This is a genomic window from Pseudescherichia sp. (assembly GCF_031987975.1).
Taxonomy (GTDB): domain Bacteria; phylum Pseudomonadota; class Gammaproteobacteria; order Enterobacterales; family Enterobacteriaceae; genus Pseudescherichia.
This window is the reverse complement of sequence record NZ_DALZYX010000004.1, coordinates 342,768-369,233: the sequence shown is the minus strand read 5'-3', so window position 1 is coordinate 369,233 and position 26,466 is coordinate 342,768. Positions and strand designations below refer to the sequence as shown.

Annotated in this window: 28 protein-coding genes and 1 other annotated feature; of the genes, 20 read left to right on the top strand and 8 right to left on the bottom strand. The window is 56.9% G+C overall.

Translation table 11 applies throughout. The features are described 5' to 3' along the window. Positions 1–2 precede the first annotated feature (2 nt). From yidC to rpmH, 4 genes are read right to left on the bottom strand one after another with little or no spacing between them, the layout of a single operon-like run. The gene (gene yidC, locus RTN40_RS09500; protein WP_312228236.1) at positions 3–1,649 is read right to left on the bottom strand and encodes a membrane protein insertase YidC; all 1,647 of its coding nucleotides are present in this window, start codon (positions 1,647–1,649) and stop codon (positions 3–5) included. Between the two features lie 2 nt (positions 1,650–1,651). Beyond that, positions 1,652–1,909 (bottom strand): membrane protein insertion efficiency factor YidD, encoded by a 258-nt coding sequence (gene yidD / locus RTN40_RS09495; protein WP_015966614.1) that lies wholly within the window; start codon positions 1,907–1,909, stop codon positions 1,652–1,654. Next, positions 1,873–2,232 (bottom strand): ribonuclease P protein component, encoded by a 360-nt coding sequence (gene rnpA / locus RTN40_RS09490; RefSeq protein WP_042393473.1) that lies wholly within the window; start codon positions 2,230–2,232, stop codon positions 1,873–1,875. Before rnpA ends, yidD begins: the two co-directional genes overlap by 37 nt. A 15-nt stretch (positions 2,233–2,247) precedes the next feature. Further along, on the bottom strand, positions 2,248–2,388 hold the full coding sequence (gene rpmH / locus RTN40_RS09485) for a 50S ribosomal protein L34 (protein ID WP_000831330.1): 141 nt from the start codon (positions 2,386–2,388) through the stop codon (positions 2,248–2,250). A gap of 608 nt (positions 2,389–2,996) precedes the next feature. On the opposite strand from rpmH, the gene dnaA reads away from it, so the two are divergent. From dnaA to RTN40_RS09430, 11 genes are all read left to right on the top strand, one after another. Continuing rightward, positions 2,997–4,394, top strand: coding sequence for a chromosomal replication initiator protein DnaA (gene dnaA / locus RTN40_RS09480; RefSeq protein WP_312228235.1), 1,398 nt, complete (start codon positions 2,997–2,999; stop codon positions 4,392–4,394). A gap of 4 nt (positions 4,395–4,398) precedes the next feature. Further along, entirely contained in the window at positions 4,399–5,499 is a 1,101-nt protein-coding gene (gene dnaN, locus RTN40_RS09475; protein ID WP_312211646.1) for a DNA polymerase III subunit beta, read from the top strand. Further along, a complete protein-coding gene (gene recF, locus RTN40_RS09470; protein WP_312228234.1) occupies positions 5,499–6,572 on the top strand; it encodes a DNA replication/repair protein RecF in 1,074 nt (357 codons plus the stop codon). Before dnaN ends, recF begins: the two co-directional genes overlap by 1 nt. A 28-nt stretch (positions 6,573–6,600) precedes the next feature. After that, positions 6,601–9,015 carry a DNA topoisomerase (ATP-hydrolyzing) subunit B gene (gyrB, locus tag RTN40_RS09465; protein WP_312228233.1) on the top strand — a complete coding sequence of 805 codons (2,415 nt, stop codon included), beginning with the start codon at positions 6,601–6,603 and terminating at the stop codon, positions 9,013–9,015. Between the two features lie 160 nt (positions 9,016–9,175). Continuing rightward, positions 9,176–9,988 (top strand): sugar-phosphatase, encoded by an 813-nt coding sequence (yidA, locus tag RTN40_RS09460; RefSeq protein WP_312228232.1) that lies wholly within the window; start codon positions 9,176–9,178, stop codon positions 9,986–9,988. A gap of 243 nt (positions 9,989–10,231) precedes the next feature. Continuing rightward, the gene (dgoR, locus tag RTN40_RS09455) at positions 10,232–10,921 is read left to right on the top strand and encodes a D-galactonate utilization transcriptional regulator DgoR (RefSeq protein ID WP_312211650.1); all 690 of its coding nucleotides are present in this window, start codon (positions 10,232–10,234) and stop codon (positions 10,919–10,921) included. Beyond that, positions 10,918–11,796: a 2-dehydro-3-deoxygalactonokinase gene (locus RTN40_RS09450; protein WP_312228231.1), complete on the top strand. Its 879-nt coding sequence runs from the start codon at positions 10,918–10,920 to the stop codon at positions 11,794–11,796. Before dgoR ends, RTN40_RS09450 begins: the two co-directional genes overlap by 4 nt. Further along, on the top strand, positions 11,780–12,397 hold the full coding sequence (locus tag RTN40_RS09445) for a 2-dehydro-3-deoxy-6-phosphogalactonate aldolase (protein ID WP_312228230.1): 618 nt from the start codon (positions 11,780–11,782) through the stop codon (positions 12,395–12,397). The genes RTN40_RS09450 and RTN40_RS09445 overlap by 17 nt, the downstream gene beginning before the upstream one ends. Continuing rightward, positions 12,394–13,542, top strand: a complete 1,149-nt coding sequence (gene dgoD / locus RTN40_RS09440) for a galactonate dehydratase (protein WP_312228229.1) — start codon at positions 12,394–12,396, stop codon at positions 13,540–13,542. The genes RTN40_RS09445 and dgoD overlap by 4 nt, the downstream gene beginning before the upstream one ends. Positions 13,543–13,721: 179 nt before the next feature. Then, positions 13,722–15,059, top strand: a complete 1,338-nt coding sequence (locus tag RTN40_RS09435; RefSeq protein WP_312228228.1) for an MFS transporter — start codon at positions 13,722–13,724, stop codon at positions 15,057–15,059. A 51-nt stretch (positions 15,060–15,110) separates the two neighbouring features. Next, on the top strand, positions 15,111–16,340 hold the full coding sequence (locus tag RTN40_RS09430; RefSeq protein ID WP_312228227.1) for a DUF3748 domain-containing protein: 1,230 nt from the start codon (positions 15,111–15,113) through the stop codon (positions 16,338–16,340). A gap of 15 nt (positions 16,341–16,355) precedes the next feature. On the opposite strand, the gene RTN40_RS09425 is transcribed toward RTN40_RS09430, so the two are convergent. Continuing rightward, positions 16,356–16,685 carry a YceK/YidQ family lipoprotein gene (locus RTN40_RS09425; protein ID WP_312228226.1) on the bottom strand — a complete coding sequence of 110 codons (330 nt, stop codon included), beginning with the start codon at positions 16,683–16,685 and terminating at the stop codon, positions 16,356–16,358. 231 nt (positions 16,686–16,916) lie between these two features. Next, positions 16,917–16,991, top strand: a sequence feature (ROSE (Repression Of Heat Shock gene Expression) occurs in the 5'-region of heat shock genes and acts as an RNA thermometer to modulate expression.). Between RTN40_RS09425 and ibpA the strand changes: the two genes are divergently transcribed. From ibpA to RTN40_RS09395, 6 genes are all read left to right on the top strand, one after another. After that, positions 16,985–17,398, top strand: a complete 414-nt coding sequence (ibpA, locus tag RTN40_RS09420) for a small heat shock chaperone IbpA (protein ID WP_042393452.1) — start codon at positions 16,985–16,987, stop codon at positions 17,396–17,398. (Overlaps the previous feature by 7 nt.) Positions 17,399–17,507: 109 nt before the next feature. Then, on the top strand, positions 17,508–17,936 hold the full coding sequence (gene ibpB / locus RTN40_RS09415) for a small heat shock chaperone IbpB (protein WP_103820562.1): 429 nt from the start codon (positions 17,508–17,510) through the stop codon (positions 17,934–17,936). Between the two features lie 102 nt (positions 17,937–18,038). Further along, positions 18,039–19,103, top strand: a complete 1,065-nt coding sequence (locus RTN40_RS09410) for an AAA family ATPase (protein WP_312228225.1) — start codon at positions 18,039–18,041, stop codon at positions 19,101–19,103. A gap of 143 nt (positions 19,104–19,246) precedes the next feature. Then, positions 19,247–19,594, top strand: coding sequence for a DUF202 domain-containing protein (locus RTN40_RS09405; protein WP_312228224.1), 348 nt, complete (start codon positions 19,247–19,249; stop codon positions 19,592–19,594). Then, positions 19,584–19,955, top strand: a complete 372-nt coding sequence (locus RTN40_RS09400) for a DUF202 domain-containing protein (RefSeq protein ID WP_312228223.1) — start codon at positions 19,584–19,586, stop codon at positions 19,953–19,955. The genes RTN40_RS09405 and RTN40_RS09400 overlap by 11 nt, the downstream gene beginning before the upstream one ends. Before the next feature lie 51 nt (positions 19,956–20,006). Beyond that, positions 20,007–21,092: a cellulase family glycosylhydrolase gene (locus tag RTN40_RS09395; protein ID WP_312228222.1), complete on the top strand. Its 1,086-nt coding sequence runs from the start codon at positions 20,007–20,009 to the stop codon at positions 21,090–21,092. Here the strand turns inward: RTN40_RS09395 and emrD are convergent. Then, positions 20,995–22,179: a multidrug efflux MFS transporter EmrD gene (gene emrD / locus RTN40_RS09390; RefSeq protein ID WP_312228221.1), complete on the bottom strand. Its 1,185-nt coding sequence runs from the start codon at positions 22,177–22,179 to the stop codon at positions 20,995–20,997. The genes RTN40_RS09395 and emrD overlap by 98 nt on opposite strands. A gap of 174 nt (positions 22,180–22,353) precedes the next feature. Continuing rightward, complete coding sequence (locus tag RTN40_RS09385; RefSeq protein ID WP_312228220.1) at positions 22,354–23,187, bottom strand: EamA family transporter; 834 nt, start codon at positions 23,185–23,187, stop codon at positions 22,354–22,356. Between the two features lie 186 nt (positions 23,188–23,373). Between RTN40_RS09385 and ivbL the strand changes: the two genes are divergently transcribed. The 3 genes from ivbL (at position 23,374) to ilvN (ending at position 25,555) form a co-directional block, all read left to right on the top strand. Continuing rightward, on the top strand, positions 23,374–23,472 hold the full coding sequence (gene ivbL / locus RTN40_RS09380) for an ilvB operon leader peptide IvbL (protein ID WP_144818304.1): 99 nt from the start codon (positions 23,374–23,376) through the stop codon (positions 23,470–23,472). Positions 23,473–23,572: 100 nt separating this feature from the next. Further along, positions 23,573–25,261 (top strand): acetolactate synthase large subunit, encoded by a 1,689-nt coding sequence (gene ilvB / locus RTN40_RS09375; RefSeq protein WP_312228219.1) that lies wholly within the window; start codon positions 23,573–23,575, stop codon positions 25,259–25,261. Between the two features lie 3 nt (positions 25,262–25,264). Beyond that, positions 25,265–25,555, top strand: a complete 291-nt coding sequence (gene ilvN, locus RTN40_RS09370; RefSeq protein WP_312211663.1) for an acetolactate synthase small subunit — start codon at positions 25,265–25,267, stop codon at positions 25,553–25,555. Position 25,556: 1 nt separating this feature from the next. On the opposite strand, the gene RTN40_RS09365 is transcribed toward ilvN, so the two are convergent. Beyond that, on the bottom strand, positions 25,557–26,348 hold the full coding sequence (locus tag RTN40_RS09365; RefSeq protein ID WP_312228218.1) for a DeoR family transcriptional regulator: 792 nt from the start codon (positions 26,346–26,348) through the stop codon (positions 25,557–25,559). Positions 26,349–26,466: the final 118 nt, after the last annotated feature.

Here is a 26,466-nt window from a genome sequence, read left to right as displayed (position 1 = left end):
TATTAGGAGCTCTTCTTCTCGCGGCTATGCAGGCCACGTTTCTCCAGACCGCGGTAGATCATCTGCTGCTGCAGAATGGTCACCAGGTTGCTGACGATATAGTACAGCACCAGACCAGACGGGAACCACAGGAAGAAGACCGTAAAGATGACCGGCATAAAGGTCATGATCTTCTGCTGCATCGGGTCGGTCACGGTGGTCGGCGACATCTTCTGGATGAAGAACATCGTCACGCCCATCAGGATCGGCAGGATGTAGTACGGGTCCTGTGCAGACAGGTCATGGATCCACAGGGCGAACGGCGCATGGCGCAGCTCAATGGAGCCCATCAGCATGTAGTACAGCGCAAGGAAGATTGGCATCTGGATAACCAGCGGTAAGCAGCCGCCCAGCGGGTTAACCTTCTCAGCTTTATACAGGGCCATCATCTCCTGGCTCTGACGCTGTTTGTCATCGCCCAGACGCTCACGCATAGCCTGAATCTTTGGCTGCAGCATACGCATCTTCGCCATGGAGGTGTACTGCGCCTTGGTCAGCGGGTACATGATGCCACGAACGATAAAGGTGATGATGATAATGGAGAAGCCCCAGTTGCCCAGGAAGCTGTGGATCCACTTCAGCAGCTTGAACAGCGGCTGAGAGATAAACCACAGCCAGCCGTAATCCACGGTCAGGTCCAGATGCGGCGCAACGGCAGCCATCTTGTCCTGAATTTCCGGGCCGACCCACAGGGTGCTGGTCAGCGCCGCGGTCTGGCCAGGCTGTACCAGTACCGGCGCAGATTTATAGCCGATAGCAGCTACGCCGTTGCCCAGGTTAGCGGTATAGAAGTTGTTCGCGACGTCGCTACGCGGGATCCATGCGGTGGCAAAATACTGCTGCAGCATGGCGACCCAGCCGCCGTTAGAGGACACGTTCAGGTTCTCGTTGTCGGCGATAGTATCGAATTTATATTTTTCGTACTTCTCGTCAGGCGTAGAGTAGGCCGCACCGCGGAAGGTATGCAGGGCAAAGTTGCTGCTGCCGGTATCACGATGGGCGGGCAGATTGATGGACTGCTTCAGCTGGCCAAAGGTGGAGAGCTCCAGCGGCTTCGCGCTGCTGTTCGCCACGTTGTAGCCCACGCTCACCGCATAATCACCGCGTTTCAGGGTGAAGGTTTTGGTGAAGGTGTTGCCTGCGGCGTCGGTGTAGGTCAGCGGGATCGCCAGTTCGTTCTGGCCGTCGGCCATCACAAAGGTATCGCTGTTAACGTTATACAACGGACGCGCGCCGTTTGCCGGGTTATCCGGGCCGTCACGACCGGTCAGGCCGCTCTGTGCCTGGTAGATAAACTCAGGCGTGGTTTCCAGCAGCTGGAACGGCTCGGTAGACTTCAGCTCTTTCGGGTAGCCCAACAGCAGCGCCTGCTCAACATCACCACCACGGGTGTTGATGACCAGCTCCAGCACGTCGGTCTTAACGGTAATGAGTTTCCCCTGGCCACTGGCCGGTACGCCCTGGTCTGCGGCACTACCCGCTGCGGTGGTCGTAGTCTGCGTGGTCTGCTGCGTCTGAGGCTGAGGATTTTTATCCTGCTCCCAGGCTTGCCAGATCATGAAAGACACGAACAACAAAGCGATGACAAAAAGATTGCGTTGCGAATCCATCGTTAGTGTTCTCTGGTATTAAAAGGTCCTGGCGGGACGGGGTCGTCACCACCCGGGTGTAAAGGGTGGCATTTTAATACGCGTTTCACCGTCAACCAACTGCCTTTTATCACCCCGAACCTGCGCAATGCCTCAATTCCATATTGAGAACAGGTCGGTGTGAAACGACAGTGCGGCCCAAGCAGCGGACTGATCAGGCGCTGATAAACCCGAATGAGGGCTATCAGGAGCCGTGAGCCAGGCGACAGTGGCGGCGCCATAGTTTTTCCAACGCTTCCGTGAGAGCACGGTTATCGAGGTCAGCAACCCCCTTCTTCGCCACCACCACGAAATCCATTGCTGGCAGTTCATGCTGGCGTAAGCGGAAGCTTTCACGCGTCAGACGTTTGATCCGGTTGCGTTCATGCGCACGCTTAACGTTTTTCTTGGCGACGGTAAGACCGATACGGGGATGCCCCAGCGAATTTAGGCGGCCGAGGATGGTGATTTGCGGCGTGCCAGCCCGTTGTGGCTGCTGGAAGACGAATGTGAAATGATTGGGAGTTAACAAGCGTAACTCCCTGGGAAATGCGAGCTTAACCACTCAGGGTTAGCTTTATTACTTGGAAACGGTCAGACGAGCGCGGCCTTTAGCACGACGACGTGCCAGAACCTGACGACCATTTTTAGTAGCCATACGAGCACGGAAGCCGTGAGAACGGTTGCGCTTCAGTACAGACGGTTGAAAAGTGCGTTTCATGGCGATTTCTACCTAAACTTGAATGAATTCACTGAATTTCGCGTCGGTCCGCTGGGCAGTGCCAACGTCTTACGCCTCAGTGTTGATGATTAAAGAGGCCGGATTGTAATAATTGTACACTCCGGAGTCAATTCTCTTTCCTTATATACCGCCTAAATTCCACCGTTTTTGCCTGAAAAGTAGACGGCAGTCGACGCAAGAAATCGAGCAGCGCGCGCCGGGTGGAGGATTATACGGGCTGAGGGCCAAAGCGCAAGGATCCTCCAGGATCTTCATTAGATCGTTTAGGTAAATTTTTATCGATCCTCATTAATTTTTCCAATATGCGGCCTAAATCGTGCCGCACCGGCGCCAGGATCGTTTACACTTAGCCGATTCGGATCGTCCTGTGGATAAATCGTGAAGAATCTGTGAGAAACAGAAGATCTCTTCGGCGGTTTACGTTATGATCCGCGGTCCCGATCCTTTGTCCCCGGATCCGGATCGGGGCAAAAACCGCAAATAGCGGTTCGCACGTCACCCTTCAGGGGTCTTTTCGACGTGTGTCTACAATCATTAATTTCAGCTTTCGTCTTTTATTATCGACTTTTGTTCGAGTGGAGTCCGCCGTGTCACTTTCGCTTTGGCAGCAGTGTCTTGCCCGACTGCAGGATGAGTTACCAGCCACAGAATTTAGTATGTGGATCCGCCCGTTGCAGGCGGAACTGAGTGACAACACGCTGGCTTTGTATGCGCCAAACCGTTTTGTACTCGATTGGGTCAGGGACAAGTACCTCAATAATATCAACGGACTGCTGAACGAGTTCTGTGGCTCGGATACGCCACAGCTGCGCTTTGAAGTGGGTACCCGGCCGGTCGCCCATACCCTAAAGGAGCCGGCAAGCGTCGCTGCGCCTGCTCAGGTGGCGGCGGTGCAGATGCCTCGCGTAGCCCCTGCGCCGCGTTCAAGCTGGGACAATGTTCCCGCCCCGGCGGAGCCAACCTATCGCTCTAACGTCAACGTTAAGCATACGTTTGATAACTTCGTTGAAGGTAAATCGAACCAGCTGGCCCGGGCGGCGGCTCGCCAGGTGGCAGATAACCCCGGCGGGGCGTATAACCCGCTGTTTCTCTACGGCGGTACGGGTCTTGGTAAGACCCACCTGCTGCATGCGGTGGGTAACGGCATCGTGGCGCGCAAGCCCAACGCCAAAGTGGTTTATATGCACTCCGAGCGCTTTGTGCAGGACATGGTAAAGGCCTTGCAGAACAACGCCATTGAGGAGTTCAAACGCTACTACCGCTCCGTAGATGCCCTGCTGATCGATGACATCCAGTTCTTCGCCAATAAGGAGCGCTCCCAGGAGGAGTTTTTCCACACCTTTAATGCCCTGCTGGAAGGCAACCAACAGATCATTCTCACCTCGGATCGTTATCCAAAAGAGATCAACGGCGTTGAGGATCGTCTGAAGTCGCGCTTTGGTTGGGGGCTGACCGTGGCAATCGAGCCGCCGGAGCTAGAAACCCGCGTGGCGATCCTGATGAAAAAGGCCGACGAAAACGATATTCGTCTGCCAGGCGAGGTGGCGTTCTTTATTGCCAAGCGACTGCGCTCTAACGTGCGTGAGCTGGAGGGGGCGCTGAACCGCGTGATTGCCAACGCCAACTTCACCGGCCGTGCCATCACCATCGATTTCGTTCGTGAAGCCCTGCGCGATCTGCTGGCGCTTCAGGAAAAGCTGGTCACCATCGATAATATTCAGAAGACGGTGGCGGAGTACTACAAAATTAAAGTGGCGGATCTGCTCTCCAAGCGCCGATCCCGCTCGGTAGCGCGTCCGCGTCAAATGGCGATGGCGCTGGCCAAAGAGCTGACCAACCATAGCCTGCCGGAGATCGGCGATGCGTTTGGCGGCCGCGACCATACGACCGTGCTTCACGCCTGCCGTAAAATTGAGCAGTTGCGTGAAGAGAGCCATGATATCAAAGAAGATTTTTCCAATTTAATCCGAACTCTATCGTCGTGATGCTATGAAATTTACCGTTGAACGTGAACACCTATTAAAACCGCTTCAGCAGGTCAGTGGCCCGCTGGGCGGCCGTCCTACGCTGCCGATCCTGGGCAACCTGCTGCTGCAGGTCGCTGATGGCGCACTGTCTCTCACCGGTACCGATCTGGAGATGGAGATGGTCGCCCGCGTCGTGCTGGCCCAGCCGCATGAACCCGGTGCCACCACCGTCCCGGCGCGCAAATTCTTTGATATTTGCCGTGGCCTGCCGGAAGGGGCTGAGATCGCCGTGCAGCTGGAAGGGGACCGGATGCTGGTGCGCTCCGGGCGCAGCCGCTTCTCGCTGTCTACCTTGCCAGCAGCGGACTTCCCGAACCTCGACGACTGGCAGAGCGAAGTAGAGTTCACCCTGCCGCAGGCGACCATGAAGCGCCTGATTGAGGCGACCCAGTTCTCAATGGCCCATCAGGACGTTCGCTACTACCTGAACGGTATGCTGTTTGAAACCGAAGGCGAAGAGCTACGTACCGTGGCCACCGACGGCCACCGTCTGGCGGTCTGTTCCATGCCGGTAGGGCAGTCGCTGCCGAACCATTCGGTGATCGTGCCGCGTAAAGGCGTAATTGAGCTGATGCGTATGCTCGACGGCGGGGAAACGCCGCTGCAGGTGCAGATCGGCAGCAATAACATCCGCGCCCACGTGGGTGACTTCATCTTCACCTCTAAGCTGGTGGATGGTCGCTTCCCGGACTACCGCCGCGTGCTGCCGAAAAACCCGGATAAGCACCTCGACGCCGGCTGCGATATCCTTAAGCAGGCCTTCGCCCGCGCCGCTATCCTCTCTAACGAGAAGTTCCGCGGCGTGCGCCTCTACGTTAGCGAAAATCAGCTGAAGATCACCGCTAACAACCCGGAGCAGGAAGAGGCGGAAGAAATTCTGGACGTTACCTACGCCGGGACGGAGATGGAGATTGGCTTTAACGTTAGCTACGTGCTGGACGTACTGAACGCGCTGAAGTGCGAAAACGTGCGTATTCTGCTGACGGACTCCGTGTCGAGCGTACAGATTGAAGATGCGGCCAGCCAAAGTGCGGCTTACGTTGTTATGCCAATGAGACTGTAATGTCGCTCACCCGCCTGTTGATCCGCGACTTTCGCAATATCGAAAGCGCGGATCTTGCTCTCTCCCCCGGCTTTAACTTCCTGGTTGGCGCTAACGGCAGCGGCAAGACCAGCGTACTGGAAGCGATCTATACGCTCGGCCACGGCCGGGCGTTTCGCAGCTTGCAGATTGGTCGCGTCATTCGCCACGAGCAGGAGTCATTTATCCTGCATGGCCGCCTACAGGGCGAGGAGCGTGAAACCTCCATCGGCCTCACCAAAGATAAACACGGGGACAGCACCGTCCGCATTGACGGCACCGACGGCCACAAGGTGGCTGAGCTGGCGTTGCTGATGCCGATGCAGCTGATTACCCCCGAGGGGTTTACTTTACTCAACGGCGGCCCCAAATACAGAAGAGCCTTCCTCGACTGGGGATGCTTCCATAACGAAGCCGGGTTCTTCACCGCCTGGAGCAACCTGAAGCGGCTCCTGAAGCAGCGCAACGCCGCGCTGCGCCAGGTAACGCAATACTCACAGCTCCGTCCATGGGATAAGGAGCTGATCCCGCTGGCGGAGCAGATCAGCCGCTGGCGGGCGGACTACAGCACCGCCATCGCCCAGGACATGGCGGACACCTGTAAGCAGTTTCTGCCGGAGTTTTCCCTGAGCTTCTCTTTCCAGCGCGGCTGGGAGAAAGAGGCCGACTACGGCGAGGTGCTGGCGCGCAGCTTTGAGCGCGACAGGATGCTGACCTACACTGCCCACGGCCCGCACAAAGCGGATTTCCGCATTCGTGCCGACGGCGCGCCGGTAGAGGATACCCTCTCTCGTGGGCAGCTTAAGCTACTGATGTGCGCCCTGCGCCTGGCGCAGGGGGAGTTCCTGACCCGCGAGAGCGGGCGGCGCTGTTTATACCTGATAGATGATTTTGCCTCAGAGCTTGATGACAGGCGGCGCGCGCTGCTGGCCAGCCGTTTAAAAGCCACCCAGTCACAGGTCTTTGTCAGCGCGATTAGCGCTGAACACGTAATGGACATGTCGGACAAAAATTCGAAGATGTTCACCGTGGAAAAGGGTAAAATAGCAGACTAATCCAAGACAAATTGAGCGAGAAACGTTGATGTCGAATTCTTATGACTCCTCCAGTATCAAAGTCCTGAAAGGGCTGGATGCGGTGCGTAAGCGCCCGGGTATGTATATCGGCGACACGGATGACGGTACCGGCCTGCACCATATGGTATTTGAGGTGGTAGATAACGCTATCGACGAGGCGCTCGCGGGTCACTGTAAAGATATCGTCGTGACGATCCACGCCGATAACTCCGTGTCGGTCTCGGATGATGGCCGTGGGATCCCCACCGGTATTCACCCGGAAGAGGGCGTCTCAGCCGCCGAAGTTATCATGACCGTGCTGCACGCAGGCGGTAAATTCGATGATAACTCTTATAAAGTGTCCGGCGGCCTGCACGGCGTGGGCGTCTCCGTGGTTAACGCCCTGTCGCAAAAGCTTGAGTTGCTGATCCGCCGCGAAGGCAAAGTGCACCAGCAGACCTACGTGCACGGCGTGCCGCAGGCACCGCTGGCGATCACCGGTGACACTGACGTCACCGGTACCGTGGTGCGTTTCTGGCCTAGCCTGGAGACCTTCACCAACGTCACCGAATTTGAGTATGAGATCCTGGCCAAGCGTCTGCGTGAGCTGTCGTTCCTGAACTCCGGCGTTTCTATTCGCCTGGTGGATAAGCGCGACGGCAAAGAGGATCACTTCCACTATGAGGGCGGCATCAAGGCGTTTGTTGAGTATCTCAACAAGAATAAAACGCCGATCCATCCGAGCATTTTCTACTTCTCTACCGAAAAAGACGGGATTGGCGTGGAAGTGGCCCTGCAGTGGAACGACGGCTTCCAGGAAAACATCTACTGCTTTACCAACAACATTCCGCAGCGCGACGGCGGTACCCACCTTGCGGGCTTCCGTGCAGCGATGACTCGTACCCTGAACGCCTACATGGATAAAGAGGGCTACAGCAAGAAAGCTAAGGTCAGCGCCACCGGTGACGACGCTCGTGAAGGTCTGATTGCCGTGGTCTCGGTGAAAGTACCGGATCCGAAGTTCTCCTCCCAGACCAAAGACAAACTGGTCTCCTCCGAGGTGAAATCGGCGGTTGAACAGCAGATGAACGAGCTGCTGTCCGAGTACCTGCTGGAAAATCCGTCCGACGCTAAAATCGTAGTGGGTAAAATTATCGATGCTGCTCGCGCCCGTGAAGCCGCGCGCCGTGCCCGTGAGATGACCCGCCGCAAAGGCGCGCTGGATCTCGCTGGCCTGCCAGGCAAGCTGGCGGACTGTCAGGAGCGTGACCCGGCCCACTCTGAACTCTACCTGGTGGAAGGGGACTCGGCGGGCGGCTCGGCGAAACAGGGCCGTAACCGTAAGAATCAGGCTATTCTGCCGCTGAAGGGTAAGATCCTTAACGTTGAGAAAGCCCGCTTCGACAAGATGCTGGCCTCTCAGGAAGTGGCGACGCTGATCACTGCTCTGGGCTGCGGCATTGGCCGTGACGAGTACAACCCGGACAAGCTGCGCTACCACAGCATCATCATCATGACCGATGCGGACGTTGATGGCTCGCACATCCGTACCCTGCTGCTGACCTTCTTCTACCGTCAGATGCCGGAGATTATCGAACGTGGTCACGTGTACATTGCCCAGCCGCCGCTCTACAAGGTGAAAAAGGGCAAGCAGGAGCAGTACATCAAAGATGACGACGCGATGGATCAGTACCAGATCTCTATCGCGCTGGATGGCGCTACCCTGCACACCACCGAAGGCGCACCTGCGCTGGCCGGTGAGGCGCTGGAGAAAATGGTCTCCGAGTACAACGCCACGCAGAAAATGATTAACCGCATGGAGCGTCGTTTCCCGCGTGCGCTGCTGAAAGAGCTTGTCTACCAGCCGACGCTGGAAGAGGCCGATCTGGCAGATGAAGCGAAAGTGACCCGCTGGGTCTCTGCGCTGATTACCACGCTGAACGAAAACGACGTGCACGGCAGCACCTGGAAGTACGACATCCGTGAAGACGCTGAACTGAAACAGTTCGAGCCAATTATTCGCGTTCGTACTCACGGTGTGGATACCGACTATCCGCTGGATCATGAGTTCATTATCGGTGGCGAGTACCGTCGTCTGTGCACGCTGGGTGAGAAGCTGCGCGGCCTGATCGAAGAGGATGCCTTTATCGAACGTGGCGAACGCCGTCAGCCGATTGCCAGCTTTGAGCAGGCGCTGGAGTGGCTGGTGAAAGAGTCGCGCCGTGGCCTGGCGATTCAGCGCTATAAAGGGCTGGGCGAGATGAACCCGGAGCAGCTGTGGGAAACCACCATGGATCCGGAGAGCCGCCGCATGCTGCGCGTGACCGTGAAGGATGCGATTGCCGCCGACCAGCTCTTCACTACCCTGATGGGTGATGCCGTTGAGCCGCGTCGTGCGTTTATCGAAGAGAACGCCCTGAAAGCAGCGAATATCGATATCTAATCGGTTTGTTCCCCGGCGGCACGATGCTGCCGGGGCTACCCTTCTTGTAAATGGGGAATATACCGCCCCGCTCCTGTCCCCCTTTTCCCTCTCCGCGCTTACTGTCTTTTGAACAGAATCACGCTAGCATAAGAGTTAACTCTTTTACGCTGGGGAACCCATGGCTATCAAACTCATTGCAATTGACATGGACGGCACCTTGCTGCTGCCGGACCATACCATTTCACCTGCCGTTAAAAATGCGATTGCCGCCGCGCGTGAGCGTGGGGTCAACGTGGTGCTGACGACCGGGCGTCCCTACGCTGGCGTGCACACCTACCTGAAAGAGCTGCATATGGACAGGCCGGGTGACTACTGCATCACCTATAACGGCGCGCTGGTGCAGAAAGCCAGCGACGGCAGCACCGTGGCGCAAACTACGCTCAGCTATGACGACTACCGCTACCTCGAACAGCTCTCCCGCGAGGTTGGCTCGCACTTCCACGCTCTCGATCGCAACACGCTTTATACCGCCAACCGCGACATCAGCTACTACACGGTGCACGAATCCTACGTTGCCACTATTCCGCTGGTGTTCTGCGAGGCCGAGAAGATGGATCCGGCCATCGAGCTGCTGAAGGTGATGATGATTGACGAGCCGGCGATCCTCGACCAGGCGATATCCCGCATTCCGGCAGAGGTAAAAGAGAAGTACACTGTGCTGAAAAGCGCGCCTTACTTCCTTGAGATCCTCAATAAAAGCGTCACCAAAGGCACCGGCGTGAAATCCCTGGCCGATGCGCTGAACATCAAGCCGGAAGAGATCATGGCGATTGGCGATCAGGAGAACGACATCGCCATGCTGGAGTATGCCGGTATGGGCGTTGCCATGGACAATGCCATCCCGTCGGTGAAAGAGGTCGCCAATTTCGTGACTAAAACCAATATTGAAGACGGCGTGGCTTACGCTATCGAGAAGTTTGTCCTGAATTAAATTTAGCTTTTCCCGCCTGTCATAAGCCCGCACCTCGCTGCGGGTTTTTTATTGTCACCCGCTTTTCACATTTTATTTACCAGTTGTCGTTTTTGTGATCTGGATTGTAGTACAACTCAGATCGATTGTACTACTATCTGCTCACGGTATGGCGAACGGCTCGCATATTTGTACTTCAATAGTGCGGATTTTTACGCCAACGGGGATAAAGTAGTGGTAAAGCAACTCCTTAAAGGATCTGAGATGACCATTACCAAAACGGACCGCATCATCGCCACCCTTGGGCGGCAGATTGTCAGCGGCAAATACGTCCCTGGCGCAGGGCTGCCTTCCGAGGCCGACCTGTGTGAAGAGTTTGAAACCTCGCGCAACATCATTCGGGAGGTCTTTCGCTCCCTGATGGCGAAGCGGCTTATTGAGATGAAGCGCTATCGCGGAGCATTTGTCGCGGCACGCAACCAGTGGAACTACCTCGATACCGAGGTGTTGCAGTGGGTACTGGAGAACGACTACGACCCACGGCTTATCAGTGCGATGAGCGAGGTACGTAACCTGGTGGAACCGGCCATTGCCCGCTGGGCAGCCGAGCGGGCCACCTCCAGCGATCTGGCGCAGATTGAGGCGGCGCTCAACGACATGATCGCCAATAACCAGAACCGGGAGGCGTTCAACGAAGCGGATATTCGCTATCACGACGCCGTGCTGCAGTCGGTGCACAACCCGGTCCTCCAGCAGCTGACGGTAGCGATTGGCTCCCTGCAGCGGGCAGTTTTTGAACAGACCTGGCGCGGTGACGAGGCCAACATGCCGAAGACGCTTCAGGAACATAAGGCGCTGTTTGATGCGATCCGGCATCAGGACGGCGATGCAGCAGAGCAGGCGGCGCTAACTATGATCGCCAGCTCAACCCAAAGGCTCAAGGAAATAACATGACATCACGCTATATCGCCATCGACTGGGGTTCTACCAATCTTCGCGCCTGGCTCTATCAGGGCGATGAGTGCCTGGAGAGCAGGCAATCCGAAGCGGGCGTAACCCGCCTGAACGGACGGACCTTCGAGGCGGTATTAGCGCAGATCACCGAGGGTTGGGCGCAGGAAAACACCCCCGTGGTAATGGCGGGCATGGTCGGCAGCAATGCCGGCTGGGTCAACGTCCCCTATCTCCCTTGCCCGGCCCGCTTTGATGATATCGGCCAGCAGCTTACCGCCGTTGCCGACAATATCTGGATTGTTCCCGGATTGTGCGTCAGCCGGGAAGATAACCACAACGTGATGCGTGGCGAAGAGACCCAACTGCTCGGCGCGCGCGATCTGCAGCCTGCCCAGGTGTATGTCATGCCTGGTACCCACTGCAAATGGGTGCTGGCAGATAGCGAGCAGGTGAGTGATTTCCGTACCGTGATGACCGGCGAGCTGCACCACGTGCTGCTCAACCATACGCTGGTAGGCGCGGGCCTGCCCGAGCAGGTGGCCTCCCCGGACGCCTTTACCGCCGGTTTAACCCGCGGCCTTGATGCCCCCGAACTGCTGCCTCGCCTGTTTGAAGTCCGCGCCTCCCACGTGCTCGGCACGCTTGCGCGTGAACAGGTGAGCGAATTTCTTTCCGGCCTGCTGATTGGCAGCGAAGTGGCGAGTATGAAAGCCTGGATCGCGCCGCAGCAGACCATCACTCTCGTCGCCAATCCAGCGCTCACCGCGCGCTATCAACAGGCTTTTGCCCTGCTGGGCCACGGTACGCAGACCCTACGCGGCGACGACGCATTTCAGGCAGGTATAAGGAGCATCGCTCATGCAGTGGCAAAATAAACTCCCGCTGATCGCAATTCTGCGCGGCATCACGCCGGAAGAGGCGCACGCCCACGTGGCGGCGGTGATCGAGGCCGGGTTTGAAGCGGTCGAAATTCCGCTCAACTCCCCCCGCTGGGAAGAGAGCATTCCGGCGATGGTAAAAGCGTTTGGCGACAAAGCGTTAATTGGCGCGGGCACGGTATTAAAGCCCGAGCAGGTCGATACGCTTGCTGAAATGGGCTGCACCCTGCTGGTGACCCCCAACATCAATCCGGAAATTATCCGTCGGGCGGTGGCATACGGCATGGCGGTCAGCCCGGGCTGTGCCACGGCGACCGAAGCCTTTACGGCGATTGAGGCCGGTGCCCAGTCGCTGAAGATATTCCCGTCTTCCGCGTTTGGTCCGGACTACATCAAAGCCCTGAAGGCCGTGCTTCCGCCGGAGATCCCCGTGTTTGCCGTGGGTGGCGTCACGCCGGATAACCTGGCCCAGTGGATCAAGGCAGGCTGTGCCGGTGCCGGACTGGGCAGCGATCTCTATCGTGCCGGGCAATCCGTGGAGCGCACCGCGCAGCAGGCAGCCGCATTTGTAAAAGCGTATCGAGAGGCAGTGCAATGAAAATTACTAAATTAACCACCTACCGTTTACCCCCGCGCTGGATGTTCCTGAAAATCGAAACCGACGAAGGCGTGGTTGGCTGGGGTGAGCCGGTGATCGAAGGCCGGGCGCGTACCGTTGAGGCTGCTGTTCACGAGCTGGGTGAATACCTGATTGGTCAGGATCCGTCCCGCATCAACGACCTGTGGCAGGTAATGTACCGCGCGGGCTTCTACCGTGGCGGCCCGATCCTGATGAGCGCTATCGCCGGTATTGACCAGGCGCTGTGGGACATCAAGGGTAAAGTGCTGAATGCGCCGGTCTGGCAGCTGATGGGTGGCCTGGTGCGCGATAAAATTAAGGCCTACAGCTGGGTGGGCGGCGATCGTCCGGCGGAAGCCATCGCGGGCATCACTAAACTGCGCGAAATTGGCTTCGATACCTTTAAATTAAACGGCTGCGAAGAGTTATCTATTATTGATGATTTCCGCAAAGTCGAAGCCGCGGTAAATACCGCCGCACAGATCCGCGAAGCCTTTGGCAATGAAATTGAATTTGGTCTCGATTTCCATGGCCGCGTCAGCGCGCCGATGGCGAAGATTTTAATTAAAGAGCTGGAGCCGTACCGTCCGCTGTTTATTGAAGAGCCGGTCCTGGCCGAGCAGGCAGAATACTATCCGAAGCTGGCCGCGCAGACCCATATTCCGATTGCCGCCGGGGAGCGTATGTTCTCACGCTTCGAGTTCAAGCGCGTGCTGGAAGCGGGCGGCCTGGCCATTCTCCAGCCCGATCTCTCCCACGCCGGGGGCATCACCGAGTGCTACAAAATTGCTGGCATGGCGGAAGCGTACGACGTGGCGCTGGCCCCGCACTGCCCGCTTGGCCCGATTGCGCTGGCGGCCTGCCTGCACGTGGACTTCGTTTCCCACAACGCGGTGTTCCAGGAGCAGAGTATGGGCATCCACTACAACCAGGGCGCGGAGCTGCTCGACTTTGTGAAAAACAAAGAGGACTTCAACATGGAAGGCGGCTTCTTTAAACCGCTGATGAAGCCAGGCCTGGGCGTAGAGATTGACGAAGAGCAGGTGATTGCCCGCAGTAAAGACGTGACCGACTGGCGCAATCCGTTATGGCGTCATGAAGATGGCAGCGTAGCCGAATGGTAAATGCGCGTCATACTTCGCACTGATGGTGCGTTGGCTGCGTTTCCTTACCCCGGTCACATACTTTTGTATGCTCCCGGGGATAAGAAAACTTGCCGCCTTCCCTCAGTACGAATTATTTAACGCATTCCAATTAAGTTTTTAATTAAAAAATCAAATACACCCTCTGTAATTTACAGGGCATGGTGAGCGGCCTCGCTATGCCCAAAATCTGGAGACAGATTACGATGGATATTTCAGTTACTGCTGCAAAACCCGGACGTCGTCGTTATCTGACGCTGTTCATGATCTTTGTTACCGTAGTGATTTGCTACGTTGACCGCGCCAACCTGGCGGTGGCATCTGCCCATATTCAGGAGGAGTTTGGCATCACCAAAGCGGAGATGGGCTACGTCTTCTCTGCCTTTGCGTGGCTCTATACCCTGTGCCAGATCCCCGGCGGCTGGTTCCTTGACCGTGTTGGCTCACGCCTCACCTACTTTATCGCCATCATGGGCTGGTCGGTGGCGACCCTGTTCCAGGGCTTTGCTACCGGCTTGATGTCGCTGATTGGCCTGCGTGCTATCACCGGCGTGTTTGAGGCCCCGGCATTCCCAACCAATAACCGGATGGTGACCAGCTGGTTCCCGGAGCATGAGCGCGCCTCGGCGGTGGGCTTCTACACTTCCGGGCAGTTTGTGGGCCTGGCGTTTCTGACTCCGATGCTGATCTGGATCCAGGAGATGCTGAGCTGGCACTGGGTGTTTATCATCACCGGCGGGATAGGCATTATCTGGTCGCTGATCTGGATTAAAGTGTATCAGCCGCCGCGCCTGACCAAAGGCATCAGCAAAGCGGAGCTGGACTACATTCGTGATGGTGGTGGACTGGTTGATGGCGATGCCCCGGTTAAAAAAGAGGCGCGTCAGCCTCTAAGCAAAGCGGACTGGAAGCTGGTGTTCAATCGCAAGCTGGTGGGCGTCTACCTTGGTCAGTTCGCCGTGACCTCAACGCTGTGGTTCTTCCTCACCTGGTTCCCGAACTATCTGACCCAGGAGAAGGGCATCACCGCGCTGAAAGCGGGCTTTATGACCACCGTGCCGTTCCTTGCCGCCTTCGTAGGGGTGCTGCTCTCCGGCTGGCTGGCCGATAAGCTGGTGAAAAAAGGCTTCTCCCTTGGCGCGGCACGTAAAACGCCGATCATCTGCGGGCTGCTGATCTCCACCTGCATCATGGGAGCCAACTATACCAACGATCCGGTGTGGATTATGACCCTGATGGCGATTGCGTTCTTCGGCAATGGTTTTGCGTCGATCACCTGGTCGCTGGTCTCCTCTCTTGCGCCGATGCGTCTGATTGGCCTTACCGGCGGCATGTTTAACTTTGTCGGCGGCCTCGGCGGCATCACCGTGCCGCTGGTGGTGGGTTATCTGGCGCAGGATTATGGTTTTGCCCCGGCGCTGGTCTATATCTCTGCCGTGGCGCTGCTTGGCGCACTCTCCTACATCCTGCTGGTGGGTGAGGTGAAACGCGTAGGCTAAACCCCCGCAATGCTATACCCTGATGCGACATCTGCGCATCAGGGTATCCTCATGAAACAAATTACCTTCGCTCTCCGCAATCATCAGCTTACCAATATCAATACCTGGACCCCCGACAGCCAGTGGCTGGTGTTTGATGTGCGTCCCTCAGGCGCCTCCTTTACCGGAGCGACCATCGAGCGCGTCAACGTGGAAACCAGCGAGGTAGAGACGCTCTACACTGCGACCCAGGGTGCGCACGTTGGCGTGGTGACCGTTCATCCGCGCGAAGAGAAATATGTCTTTATTCACGGGCCGCAAAATCCGGACGATAGCTGGCAGTACGACTTTCACCATCGCCAGGGCGTGATTGTGCAAAACGGCAGGGCGAGCAACCTCGATGCGCTGGATATCACCGAACCCTATACGCCTGGCGCGCTACGCGGTGGCAGCCATGTGCATGTCTTCAGTCCGGACGGCGACAAGGTCAGCTTTACCTATAACGATCATGTGCTGCACGAGCGGGACCCTGGGCTGGATCTGCGCAACATTGGCGTTGCCGTGCCCTTTGGCCCGGTCACGCCTGGGGGCAGCCATCCGCGCGAGTATGCTGGCAGCCACTGGTGCGTGCTGGTCAGCCGCACGACGCCAACGCCTGCGCCCGGCAGCGATGAGATCAACCGTGCCTATGAAGAGGGCTGGGTAGGTAATGGCAGGCTGGCTTTTATTGGCGATACGCTGGCGTTAGACGGTGAGAAGGTGCCTGAGCTGTTTATCGTCGACCTGCCCACTGACGAGCAGGGCTGGAAGCAGGCGGGAGAGGCCCCGCTGGCCGGAACGCCAGACACGATGCCGTCACCGCCTGCGGGGGTGCAGCAGCGGCGTCTCACCTTTACCCACTCGCGTCGCTATCCGGGGCTGGTCAACATGCCGCGCCACTGGGTGCGCAGCAACCCGCAGGGCACCAAGATCGCCTTTCTAATGCGTGACGATGCAGGAGTAGTGCAGCTCTGGCTGATTGCCGCAGAGGGCGGCGAGCCGCGTCAGCTAACCCATAATGCTACGGACATCCAGTCAGCGTTTAACTGGCACCCCTCCGGCGCAGCGCTTGGCTTTGTGCTGGAGAATCGGCTGGTGCTTTGCGATAGCGCGACTGGCGCAATCATGTTTTTAACCGATGATAACCCCGCGCATCAGCCCTCGGCCGATGCGGTAGTCTTCTCGCCAAACGGTAAGAAGATCGCGTGGATGGCACCGGTCGCAGGCTTCCGCCAGCTCTGGGTGGCCGATACCGGCCTCTAATCAGTAAGAGCGAGTTTAAGGTGCGGGCATGGCCGCAGGGGGAATCACAGAGTTGGTCGCCAGATTGGCCGCCTCCGCTTTCTCGACGCGAGATTTTACCGAGCTGTCTTTGCGGAACATATCCCAGGGCAGCAGCAGCGTATCGGCTACGGCAGTAAACGGCATATCCAGCACCACGAATGATTTCACCGCCAGGTTCGCGTCATCATCCATCAACATTTTTGAGCTGGCGCGTGTGCCGGGGTAGAGTCCCTCTTTGCCGCCGGTATGTGACATCACGCTGGAGCAGCCGCCCAGCGTCACCATTCCGCTGACAATCGCCACTTTTAACAGAATATTTTTCATGATGGTTTTTTTCTTATCATCGTGCACTCCTTGCTTATAGCGACCCTTAAGGGAAATGAATAGCTTTCGTGTGCCGCTCTGTGGCGGCAATCGCAATTTAACGTTAAGTGTCGTAATCCAGTCTAAGCACTGAGTGAGAAAGTGCAAAAAAAAGTCAGACTTTGGCCCTTGAAAATTTTCCCGCTGCACCCATTTTTACAACGTAGCCGGAAGAACATGCCTGCGGGGTGTTCTGGTTCTAAGAGCCTGTCCATAGTGGAAGGTTCAAAAATTTCTCGCTGATTTCAGGAGCTTATTGTATGCGTAACTTCGATCTCTCTCCGCTTTATCGTTCTGCCATTGGTTTTGACCGCCTGTTTAACCTGTTAGAAAACAATCAGAGCCAGAGTAACGGCGGCTATCCTCCGTACAACGTTGAACTCGTTGACGAAAACCACTATCGCATCGCGATTGCCGTGGCTGGCTTTGCCGAAAGCGAACTGGAGATCACCGCTCAGGACAACCTGCTGGTGGTGAAAGGCGCTCGCGCGACCGAGCAGAAAGAGCGTAGCTATCTCTATCAGGGCATTGCCGAACGTAACTTCGAACGTAAATTCCAGATTGCTGAGAACATTCACGTTCGTGGCGCTAACCTGGTCAACGGCCTGCTGTTTATCGAACTGGAACGTGTCATTCCAGAAGAGAAAAAACCGCGCCGTATCGAAATTAACTAATTCCCCGGGTCGCCACGGCGGCCCAGATTACACCTTGCTCGCCGTCTGGGAGCAGATGCGCGTCACTTGATGCGTAGAACATTTCTTGCTTCAAAGAAGGAGAAACACCATGCGTAACTACGATTTATCCCCGCTGCTGCGTCAATGGATCGGTTTTGACAAACTGGCCAACGCCCTGCAAAACGCCAGCGAAGGCCAGACCTTCCCGCCCTATAACATCGAGAAGAGCGACGACAACCACTACCGCATTACCCTTGCGCTGGCCGGTTTCCGTCAGGACGATCTGGAGATCCAGCTGGAGGGCACGCGCCTCAGCGTCAAAGGCACGCCGGAAAAACCGGCCAACGAGCCGAAGTGGCTGCATCAGGGGCTGGTGATCCAGCCGTTCAGCCTGAGCTTTACCCTGGCCGATCATATGGAGGTCTCCGGTGCCACGTTCAATAACGGGCTGCTGCATATCGATATCAGCCGCAACGTGCCGGAAGCTATCGCTCCCCAGCGCATCGCCATCAGCGAGCGCCCGGCGCTGAATAGCTAAGCTTGACGATGTAAAAAGGCCCCGTTTGGGGCCTTTTTTGTTTTTTGCCAGGCCATGGGGGAAGGGATACACTGACTCCAGACAAGCATTCTGGAGGCTGAAATGTTAGGCGAAAAACTGGAATTTGCAGGGCTTACCGGCGTTGGCCGTGTTCAGCTGGATCTTGAGCCGGACCAGCATATCTATACTTTCATTGGTGAGAACGGCGTGGGTAAGACCAAGACCCTCGAGGCTCTGTTTCAGGTCGCTTTTTTTAGTCATCAAGCAGTGGCGGAAAGCTCGAATGCGTTTAAAGGTAGCGACTTTAGATTTCAATCTTTCCTGAGCCAGTTAGTGCCACATCAGGTTATAAACCTTAAAAAAGATATTACATACGTTATTTCAGATTGGCATGACACTTTCTTTAATCATCTTTCGCATAACGTGCCAGTGGTTTTTTTAGGCGCACAGGCTAGGGGAGTGATAAGAAATAGCGAGTTATCACATAACCAATCTTTGGGAACGTTTAAACAGCGTAGAGAGTATTATATCTCTGACCTTATCCGGAAAATGAAAACCGACTTTAGCTCTCTCAATATGGGCACCAGTATTGAAGAGTGGTTTATCACCTTAGCCCGATCGTCCAATCCCTATCAGAAAAAAGAGGATAACCGGGACGTCGAGATTAAAACGGTCATTCGTCTGCTCTCTGAAATCGATAGCCGTATCGATCCCGAATTTATGGAGATCGGCGGGGACGATCGCGTCAGCCTCAAAATTGAAAACCAGAAGCGAGAACTGAGCCAGCTTAGCTCGGGCTTTGCCTCTATTCTCAAGCTCATTCAGGCCATTGTCTCCGGCTACGGCTATTTTACCAATGAGACTAACCTGCAAAACGTAAAAGGGATCGTGTTCATTGATGAAATTGAGAGCCACCTGCATCTGACGTGGCAGGCAAATATTATCCCGCTCCTGAAGACGCTTTTTCCTAACACCACGTTCTATATCACTACCCACTCGTCTATTGTGCTGTCACAGCTTAAAGAGGGTGAGGCCTACACGCTCTACAGAGACGATTCGGGCATCGTGAAAAGTCGAAAAATTGAAGCACCGAACAAGGCGGCATTAGTAGATATCATGAAAGACGTGTTTAAAGTCGATCTTAACCAGCTGAAGCTTGTACTGTAGTGCCCACTGTAATAGCCTGGAGTTTTGTTCAAATGACACCGATATCGGCAGGATCAGAACATTGCATACCGCTTATGAAGAGGCACTAGCCTCCTGAAACAGTCGTTGCCGAGCTAAAGCCAGGCCAACCACAAGGAAACCGCATGAAAATTTCTCGCCTCGGTGAAGCGCCGGACTACCGCTTCTCTCTGGCAAACGAGCGCACCTTCCTCGCCTGGATCCGCACCGCGCTGGGCTTTCTGGCGGCGGGGGTGGGCCTCGATCAGCTTGCACCGGATTTCGCCACGCCGTTTATTCGCGAGCTGCTGGCGCTGCTGCTCTGCCTCACCTCCGGCGGGCTGGCGATTTTTGGCTACCTGCGCTGGCTGCGCAATGAGAAGGCGATGCGCCTGAAGCAGGATCTCCCCTATACCTACAGCCTGCTGGTTATCAGCATCATGCTGCTCGTCGTGGCAGCGGTAGTGATGGCGCTGGTCTTCTATGCCGGATAGCCGCAAAGCCCGCCGCGTGCAGGACCCCGGCCTGCAGCCCGAGCGCACGTCGCTTGCCTGGCTGCGCACCCTGCTGGGCTACGGCGCGCTGCTGGTGCTGGCGGTAAAGCACAACGGGCAGCAGGCTGGCGCGGCCTTCTGGGTTGCCATTGCCCTGTTGGCGGCGGTGGCGCTGATCCTCTGGCGCTACACCCTGAAGCGCAACCTGATGGACGTGGGCCGCAGCGACTTTTTGCGCACGTCAGCGGTACGGGACAAGCTTCTGGTTGCGTTAGGCGTGCTCTCGCTGGCGCTGCTGTTTGCTGCTACCCATCTCCAGCAGATCGCGCTATTTCTTTTCGCGGCGCTACACGCCGGTTAAAAAAGCGTGCTAAAAAATAGCGGTGCGTTAACTCATCTTCTCAGGCTAACCGTGTATACGTTTTCGATCGCTGCTGCGTTACTGCTTGTTACCTCTGCCGTTTATGCCGAGCCGCCGCTGACGGCCGCACGTTATGCGACGCAGCTTGGCGTGGGTATGGACGTTGACTGGGCGCGCACCGAGCGCGGCATCCGCGAGTTCGATCCGTTAGTAGTGCGGGATTTTGCCGCGCACGGGATCCGCCATGTACGCATCCGTGTAGCCGGGGAGCCGACGGAGGCGCGGCTTATTCACCTGCGTAAGCTGGTGGAGGCCTGCGAGCGGTACGGTGTGATCCCTGTAATCTCTTTTCAGGCCGATGAGTATAAAAACGATCCACAACCCGCCAATGAAAGAGAGGTCATAAACTGGTGGATTGCCGTTGCGCACTATTTTGGCAACAGCTCGCCGCAGTTAGGCTTCGATCTTATTTATGAACCCGCAGACAGGCTGGATCATAATCTCGTCTCGCTCAACCGCGTCTACGAAAAAACAGTTAAGGTCATTCATGATATTAACGCCCAGCGCATGATCTTTATCGCGCCGCGCCTGCGAGCGGCCCCGGAGGATCTCGCTAATCTGAAGCTACCCGCGCACAGCCAAAATTATCTCCTGGCGGAGTGGCATATCTTCCCGTGGGGACCGCTGAAAAACAATGGCAGATACCCGTGGACATCGGGGACGGCGGCGGAGAAAGCGGCTATCCGCAATCGCATTAATATCGCGCTGCGCTGGCAGCAAAAAACCGGACACGTTAGCTGGGTGGGCGGCTGGGGCGTGGGTGGATCGAGCCGCGTAGCCCCCACCGCGTCGCAAGTGGCCTTTGCGACCTTTATGGCCTGTGAGCTACAGCAGGCGAAAATACCTTATGCTATCAATGCCGATACACAGTTTTATGATGGTGAGGAGGGGGCATGGCGTCCCATCGCCGAACCGCTGCTGAAGACAATGATCGCCCCCGGGTGTGAAAAGCCCGGCGAGAAGCCGGGCCATCATAACGTTAAACAGGCTGCTCGTGATGCGGCACGCGCGATGCCAGCGGCAACCAGCACAGTAAAATCAGCAGTCCCATCAGGGTCATCAGTAAACCGAGACTAGCCTGGCCGGTCTGCGGCATCATAGCAGAGAGCCATGCCAGCGCGCCGGAGCCGATATTCTGTAAACCCCCCACCAGCGCGCCCGCCGTACCGGCGAGGTAGGGGAACGGCTCCATCGCCCCGCTGGTGGCGAGCGGGAAGAGCATTCCCGCGCCGAAGAAGAACAAGGCCGCTGGGATCAGCAGAGTCCAGACGTTCATCACGCCAATCAGGCCAGGGATCCACATCATCAGGCCTGCCAACAGACAGCTTATCACCGACTGCCACATCAGCGTGGAGAAGCGCCTGGCCGGGCGTCCAGCAAACCATGCGCCGAAGAAGGCCGCCGGGATCGGCAGAATAAACAGGATGCTTACCGCCATGCTGCTCAGCCCAAGCCCTGCGCCCAGTAGTACGCCGGAGCAGGCTTCAAACACCGCGATTCCGGCCAGTCCGCCGATCAGCATCAGCAGATAGCAGTTGAACGACCCGCTGCCGAAAAGCACTTTGTAACTGGTAAACAGTTTAGTACGCGGTGCGCCCGTGGGTCGGGTCTCTGGCATCCAGCGCCCCATGCTAAAGGCCACTATCACGCACAGCACCAGAAGAAAGGCGTAGCAGGCGCGCCAGGACCACGCTGTATTGAGCAGGCCGCCAATCAGCGGGGCCAGCAGCGGGCTTACCAGGATCCCCATATTCAACAAGCTGTTGGCATGACGAAGCTGGCTTCCTTCATACAGATCGCGCGGTAAGGTACGCGCCATGACGCCGCCGACGCCGGTGCCGACTCCCTGCAGCGCGCTGGCAGCAATTAATACGGTCAGGCTATGGGTCGTTATAGCAACGAATGTCGCCACCATGAAAATGCTCATGCCCACTAAAATAACCGGGCGACGTCCTACGCGATCGGATAAGGGACCATAGACGAGCTGGGAGAGGCCATAGGTTAGCAGATAGGCGGCCATCACGCTCTGCACTGCGCCCTCGCGGACGTGAAGCGCCTTTGCCATGTCGGCAATGGCCGGAATGTAGATGGTTTGCGCCATCTGGCCGACCGCCACTAGTAATACCAGCATCAACAATAAGTTAACGTTCCTTTGTCTTTTCATGTCGCTGAATACTTTTGCCAAATGAGAGAAATAAAGAATAAGTCACTACACATTCCATAAATGCGCGAGAAATCTACCACAGTACGGCGATAAGTTAAGCATCAGAGTGATGAATGAACAAAAGCGAAAAGGCAGGATTTATGAACAATGTTGGCAACAAATATTGCCTGTTCTTTATGCCAGACGCAGCAGAATAGCCCCGCCGGCAATCCCCAGCGCGGCAGCGATGCGCACGCCAGCAACTCGCTCTTTTAACAGTAAAAAAGCGATAAGCGCGCCAAAAAGTATCGAGGTTTCACGCAGGGCCGCAACCACGGCCAGCGGGGCCTGGGTCATTGCCCACAGCGCCAGGCCGTACGATCCCATGGTTCCCACGCCACCAAACAGCCCTTTCTTCCAGTGCAGGCGCAGGTAGCTGGACGCTTCGCGACGGCGCGCCACCATCGCCCAGCAGAGCAAACAAAAACCGTTCATAAAGAAGGTCCACAGCGTATAACCCAGCGCGGTGTCAGACAGACGCACGCCGGTGCCGTCCACCAGCGTATATCCGGCGATAAAGCAGGCGTTCAGCAGCGCCAGCCAGACCCCTTTGCGTGACTGCATCCGGCCATTCAGCGCCATGGCCAGTATCGACAGGCAGATGACGCCGATCCCAGCCCAGGCGAGCCACGAAAGCGTATCCCCTAATGCCAGGACGCTAATCAGCGCCACCAGCAACGGGGCCGTACCGCGCATCAGGGGATAGGTCTGGCTCATATCAGAGACATGGTAAGTTTTTGCCACCAGCACCGTATACACCACCTGTAAAGCACAGGAGATCGCTAAAAAAGGCCAGCTGGCGGCAGAGGGCTGCGGCGAGAAAGGCAGCAGGATCAGGGCGATAAGCGTGGCGGAGCCGCTAACGCTAATGGCGGCGTAGAGTTTATCCGTTCCGGCTTTTACGATGGCGTTCCAGCTGGCATGCAGCAGGGCAGCGAATAATAGAATGCAGAAAACAGAGAGCGTCATAGCGGATCTGGTGGTGAATTGTCATACAACTGTAACACTTAACCGTGATCCGGCAGCGTTTTTGTTTTGCAATGAAACGTGATCGTTCACGCATTTTCATCGCCGCTGCGATAAAACGATTGTCACGCCGCACAAGCTGTGTTTGTATAAATTCAGCTAATAAATACACAACACAACAGGTCCCTAATGAACCCAGCCATGCTGACATCGACTCTACTACGCACCGCGCCATCTGCCGCGGTCGTCGTCGTGCGTGTGGTGGTGGTCGTCGGCATAGCGCCGTAGGGTCCGGAACACACGATTCCAAAACCCCGCCGGCGCAAACCGGGCGGGGTTTTTCGTTTAGACCGCCCGGAAAGTCGGCCCAGAATTAAAGGACTGGAGCATGGCAAGTTTGGGCACAACCTCACAGGCAAGGCGCTTTACTGGCGCACAGTTAATCGTTCATTTACTGGAGCGCCAGGGCATCTCCATCGTCACCGGCATCCCAGGCGGCACGGTGCTGCCGCTGTATGACGCCCTGAGTCAAAGCACGCAGATCCGTCACGTACTGGCCCGCCACGAGCAGGGCGCAGGCTTTATCGCTCAGGGTATGGCGCGCACCCAAGGGAAACCCGCCGTCTGTATGGCCTGTAGCGGGCCGGGGGCCACCAACCTGGTGACCGCCATTGCCGATGCGCGCCTCGACTCCATTCCGCTGGTCTGCATTACGGGTCAGGTTCCCTCGTCAATGATCGGGACCGACGCCTTCCAGGAAGTAGACACCTACGGCATCTCTATCCCCATCACCAAGCACAACTATCTGGTACGCGACATCCGCGAGCTGCCGCAGGTCATTAGCGACGCGTTCCGTATTGCCCAGTCAGGCCGTCCCGGCCCGGTGTGGATAGATATTCCTAAGGATATTCAAACCGCAGAGATCGAATTAGACATTCTACCGGAGCCAGGTGATACCGCCCCCGCCCCGGCGTTCAGCATGGAGAGCGTGCGTGAGGCGGCGGCGATGATTAACCAGGCCCAGCGTCCGGTGCTCTACCTGGGCGGCGGGGTGATTAACGCCCCTGAGCAGGTGCGGACTCTGGCGGAGAAGGCCAGCCTGCCCACGACCATGACGCTGATGGCGCTCGGCATGCTGCCGAAACAGCATCCGCTGTCGCTGGGCATGCTGGGGATGCACGGCGCACGCAGTACCAACTTTATCCTGCATGAGGCCGATCTGCTGGTAGTCATGGGCGCGCGTTTTGATGACCGGGCGATTGGTAAGACCGAAACCTTCTGCCCGAACGCCAAAATTATCCATGTCGATATCGACCGCGCCGAGCTGGGTAAAATCAAGCAACCGCACTGCGCTATTCAGGGTGACGTCGGCGAGGTGCTGAACCAGCTGATTCCACTGATTGCAGAGGATACGCGTGATGCCTGGCGCAATACCGTGGCGCAGCTGCAGCAGGAGTTTCCGGCGAACATGCCGGGCGTGGACGATCCGCTGAGCCACTACGGGTTAATCAACGCCGTCGCGGCCTGCGTTGATGACAGCGCGATTATCACCACTGACGTAGGGCAGCATCAGATGTGGACCGCTCAGGCCTACCCGCTCAACCGCCCGCGCCAGTGGCTCACCTCCGGAGGGTTAGGCACCATGGGCTTCGGCCTGCCAGCGGCTATTGGCGCAGCGCTGGCCAATCCCGATCGCAAAGTGCTCTGCTTCTCCGGCGACGGTAGCCTGATGATGAACATTCAGGAGATGGCCACCGCTGCTGAAAACCAGCTCGATATCAAAATCATCCTGATGAATAACGAGGCGCTGGGGCTGGTGCATCAGCAGCAGAGCCTGTTCTACAAGCAGGGCGTATTTGCCGCCACCTATCCGGGCATGATCAACTTTATGCAGATCGCCGCCGGGTTTGGCCTGCATACCTGTGATTTAAACGCTGCGGCCGATCCGCAGGCGGCCCTGCAGGAGATCATCTCCCGTCCGGGTCCGGCGCTGATCCACGTTCGTACCGATGCCGAGCAAAAAGTCTATCCGATGGTTCCGCCGGGCGCGGCCAATACTGAAATGGTGGGAGAATAAGCCATGCCACAATCAACACATGACAACGTTATTCTGGAACTCACCGTGCGCAACCACCCTGGGGTGATGACCCACGTCTGCGGCCTTTTTGCCCGACGCGCCTTTAACGTAGAGGGCATTCTTTGCCTGCCGCTACCGGGCGGGGAGCAGAGCCGCATCTGGCTGCTGGTAGCGGACGATCAGCGGCTGGAGCAGATGATTAGCCAGATCGACAAACTGGAGGACGTAGTAAAAGTGGTGCGGAACCAGTCCGATCCCACCATGTTTAACAAAATTGCCGTCTTTTTCGAGTAGCTTATTCGCCTTCAGCGTCAGGGGTGATCGCTTTAACCGAGCCGTTCCGGCAGTGCGCTGCATACTCTGCCGGTAGCGGGCGGTCGCTGATCAGCACGTCAAACTGCGCGAGTGGGGCGATGCTGGCGGGGGCCACTTCATCGAAGAGCGCGTAACGCGCCAGCAAAATCTTGCGGATGCCATGTTCCATGGCTTTGCGTTTCACCGGCAGATCGTCGAGGTTGAACCAGGTCACGCCATAGTGTTCGTGTACACCGCTGGCCGAGATAAACACCTTTCGCGGGTTGAGCGAGTCGAGAATTGACGGGTTATTCGGATCGTAAAAAGCGTCGCTTTTGGCGCGATAGGTGCCGCCGCAGAGCATAGCCGTGGCGTTAGGCTTGGCGTTCAGCGCCATAAATACCTGATGCGAATAGCAGATCCCGGTGAAGGTAATGTCGTCGGGGATCATATCGATCACCAGCGGCATCTCCGGGCCGTTGTCGAAAAACACCAGATCGTTCTCACTCACCAGGCCTGCGGCGAGGATCGCAATCGGCATATCGTCCCGGTGATGGCGGCGCGTGGCAGTGGCGGCAGGCTGGCTGGTGGTCGGGACGGCAGGCTTGTTCACCATCACGATGTAGCCCCCGAGCAGCGCCAGCGGCAGCGGCTCCTCCTCCTGGCTAAAATCGCGGCGAATGGTCATAACAGAAACCTCCAGCATCCGCGCTGCATCTTTCAGGTGGATGCGGTCGGTCTTTTTGAGCAACTCCGTCAGGCGACGAATACGCTCTTTCTGCTTGGTTTCCATTCTCTCTCTCCGCTTTACCAGCCTAATCATCATTTTATGTTCCTAAAGTAACATTTTCCGCCCGGAGCGGGAACGCTGCGGCATCAAATGTTGCTGTAATCGCGAGCGGAGTCACAAA

Bases quoted from the DNA above. Each gene is read 5' to 3' on its own strand.
- yidC (WP_312228236.1), bottom strand. From the start codon at position 1,649: ATGGATTCGCAACGCAATCTTTTTGTCATCGCTTTGTTGTTCGTGTCT.
- yidD (WP_015966614.1), bottom strand. From the start codon at position 1,909: ATGGCGCCGCCACTGTCGCCTGGCTCACGGCTCCTGATAGCCCTCATT.
- rpmH (WP_000831330.1), bottom strand. From the start codon at position 2,388: ATGAAACGCACTTTTCAACCGTCTGTACTGAAGCGCAACCGTTCTCAC.
- dnaN (WP_312211646.1), top strand. From the start codon at position 4,399: ATGAAATTTACCGTTGAACGTGAACACCTATTAAAACCGCTTCAGCAG.
- recF (WP_312228234.1), top strand. From the start codon at position 5,499: ATGTCGCTCACCCGCCTGTTGATCCGCGACTTTCGCAATATCGAAAGC.
- gyrB (WP_312228233.1), top strand. From the start codon at position 6,601: ATGTCGAATTCTTATGACTCCTCCAGTATCAAAGTCCTGAAAGGGCTG.
- yidA (WP_312228232.1), top strand. From the start codon at position 9,176: ATGGCTATCAAACTCATTGCAATTGACATGGACGGCACCTTGCTGCTG.
- dgoR (WP_312211650.1), top strand. From the start codon at position 10,232: ATGACCATTACCAAAACGGACCGCATCATCGCCACCCTTGGGCGGCAG.
- RTN40_RS09450 (WP_312228231.1), top strand. From the start codon at position 10,918: ATGACATCACGCTATATCGCCATCGACTGGGGTTCTACCAATCTTCGC.
- RTN40_RS09445 (WP_312228230.1), top strand. From the start codon at position 11,780: ATGCAGTGGCAAAATAAACTCCCGCTGATCGCAATTCTGCGCGGCATC.
- dgoD (WP_312228229.1), top strand. From the start codon at position 12,394: ATGAAAATTACTAAATTAACCACCTACCGTTTACCCCCGCGCTGGATG.
- RTN40_RS09435 (WP_312228228.1), top strand. From the start codon at position 13,722: ATGGTGAGCGGCCTCGCTATGCCCAAAATCTGGAGACAGATTACGATG.
- RTN40_RS09430 (WP_312228227.1), top strand. From the start codon at position 15,111: ATGAAACAAATTACCTTCGCTCTCCGCAATCATCAGCTTACCAATATC.
- RTN40_RS09425 (WP_312228226.1), bottom strand. From the start codon at position 16,685: ATGAAAAATATTCTGTTAAAAGTGGCGATTGTCAGCGGAATGGTGACG.
- ibpA (WP_042393452.1), top strand. From the start codon at position 16,985: ATGCGTAACTTCGATCTCTCTCCGCTTTATCGTTCTGCCATTGGTTTT.
- ibpB (WP_103820562.1), top strand. From the start codon at position 17,508: ATGCGTAACTACGATTTATCCCCGCTGCTGCGTCAATGGATCGGTTTT.
- RTN40_RS09410 (WP_312228225.1), top strand. From the start codon at position 18,039: ATGTTAGGCGAAAAACTGGAATTTGCAGGGCTTACCGGCGTTGGCCGT.
- RTN40_RS09405 (WP_312228224.1), top strand. From the start codon at position 19,247: ATGAAAATTTCTCGCCTCGGTGAAGCGCCGGACTACCGCTTCTCTCTG.
- RTN40_RS09400 (WP_312228223.1), top strand. From the start codon at position 19,584: ATGCCGGATAGCCGCAAAGCCCGCCGCGTGCAGGACCCCGGCCTGCAG.
- emrD (WP_312228221.1), bottom strand. From the start codon at position 22,179: ATGAAAAGACAAAGGAACGTTAACTTATTGTTGATGCTGGTATTACTA.
- RTN40_RS09385 (WP_312228220.1), bottom strand. From the start codon at position 23,187: ATGACGCTCTCTGTTTTCTGCATTCTATTATTCGCTGCCCTGCTGCAT.
- ivbL (WP_144818304.1), top strand. From the start codon at position 23,374: ATGAACCCAGCCATGCTGACATCGACTCTACTACGCACCGCGCCATCT.
- ilvB (WP_312228219.1), top strand. From the start codon at position 23,573: ATGGCAAGTTTGGGCACAACCTCACAGGCAAGGCGCTTTACTGGCGCA.
- ilvN (WP_312211663.1), top strand. From the start codon at position 25,265: ATGCCACAATCAACACATGACAACGTTATTCTGGAACTCACCGTGCGC.
- RTN40_RS09365 (WP_312228218.1), bottom strand. From the start codon at position 26,348: ATGGAAACCAAGCAGAAAGAGCGTATTCGTCGCCTGACGGAGTTGCTC.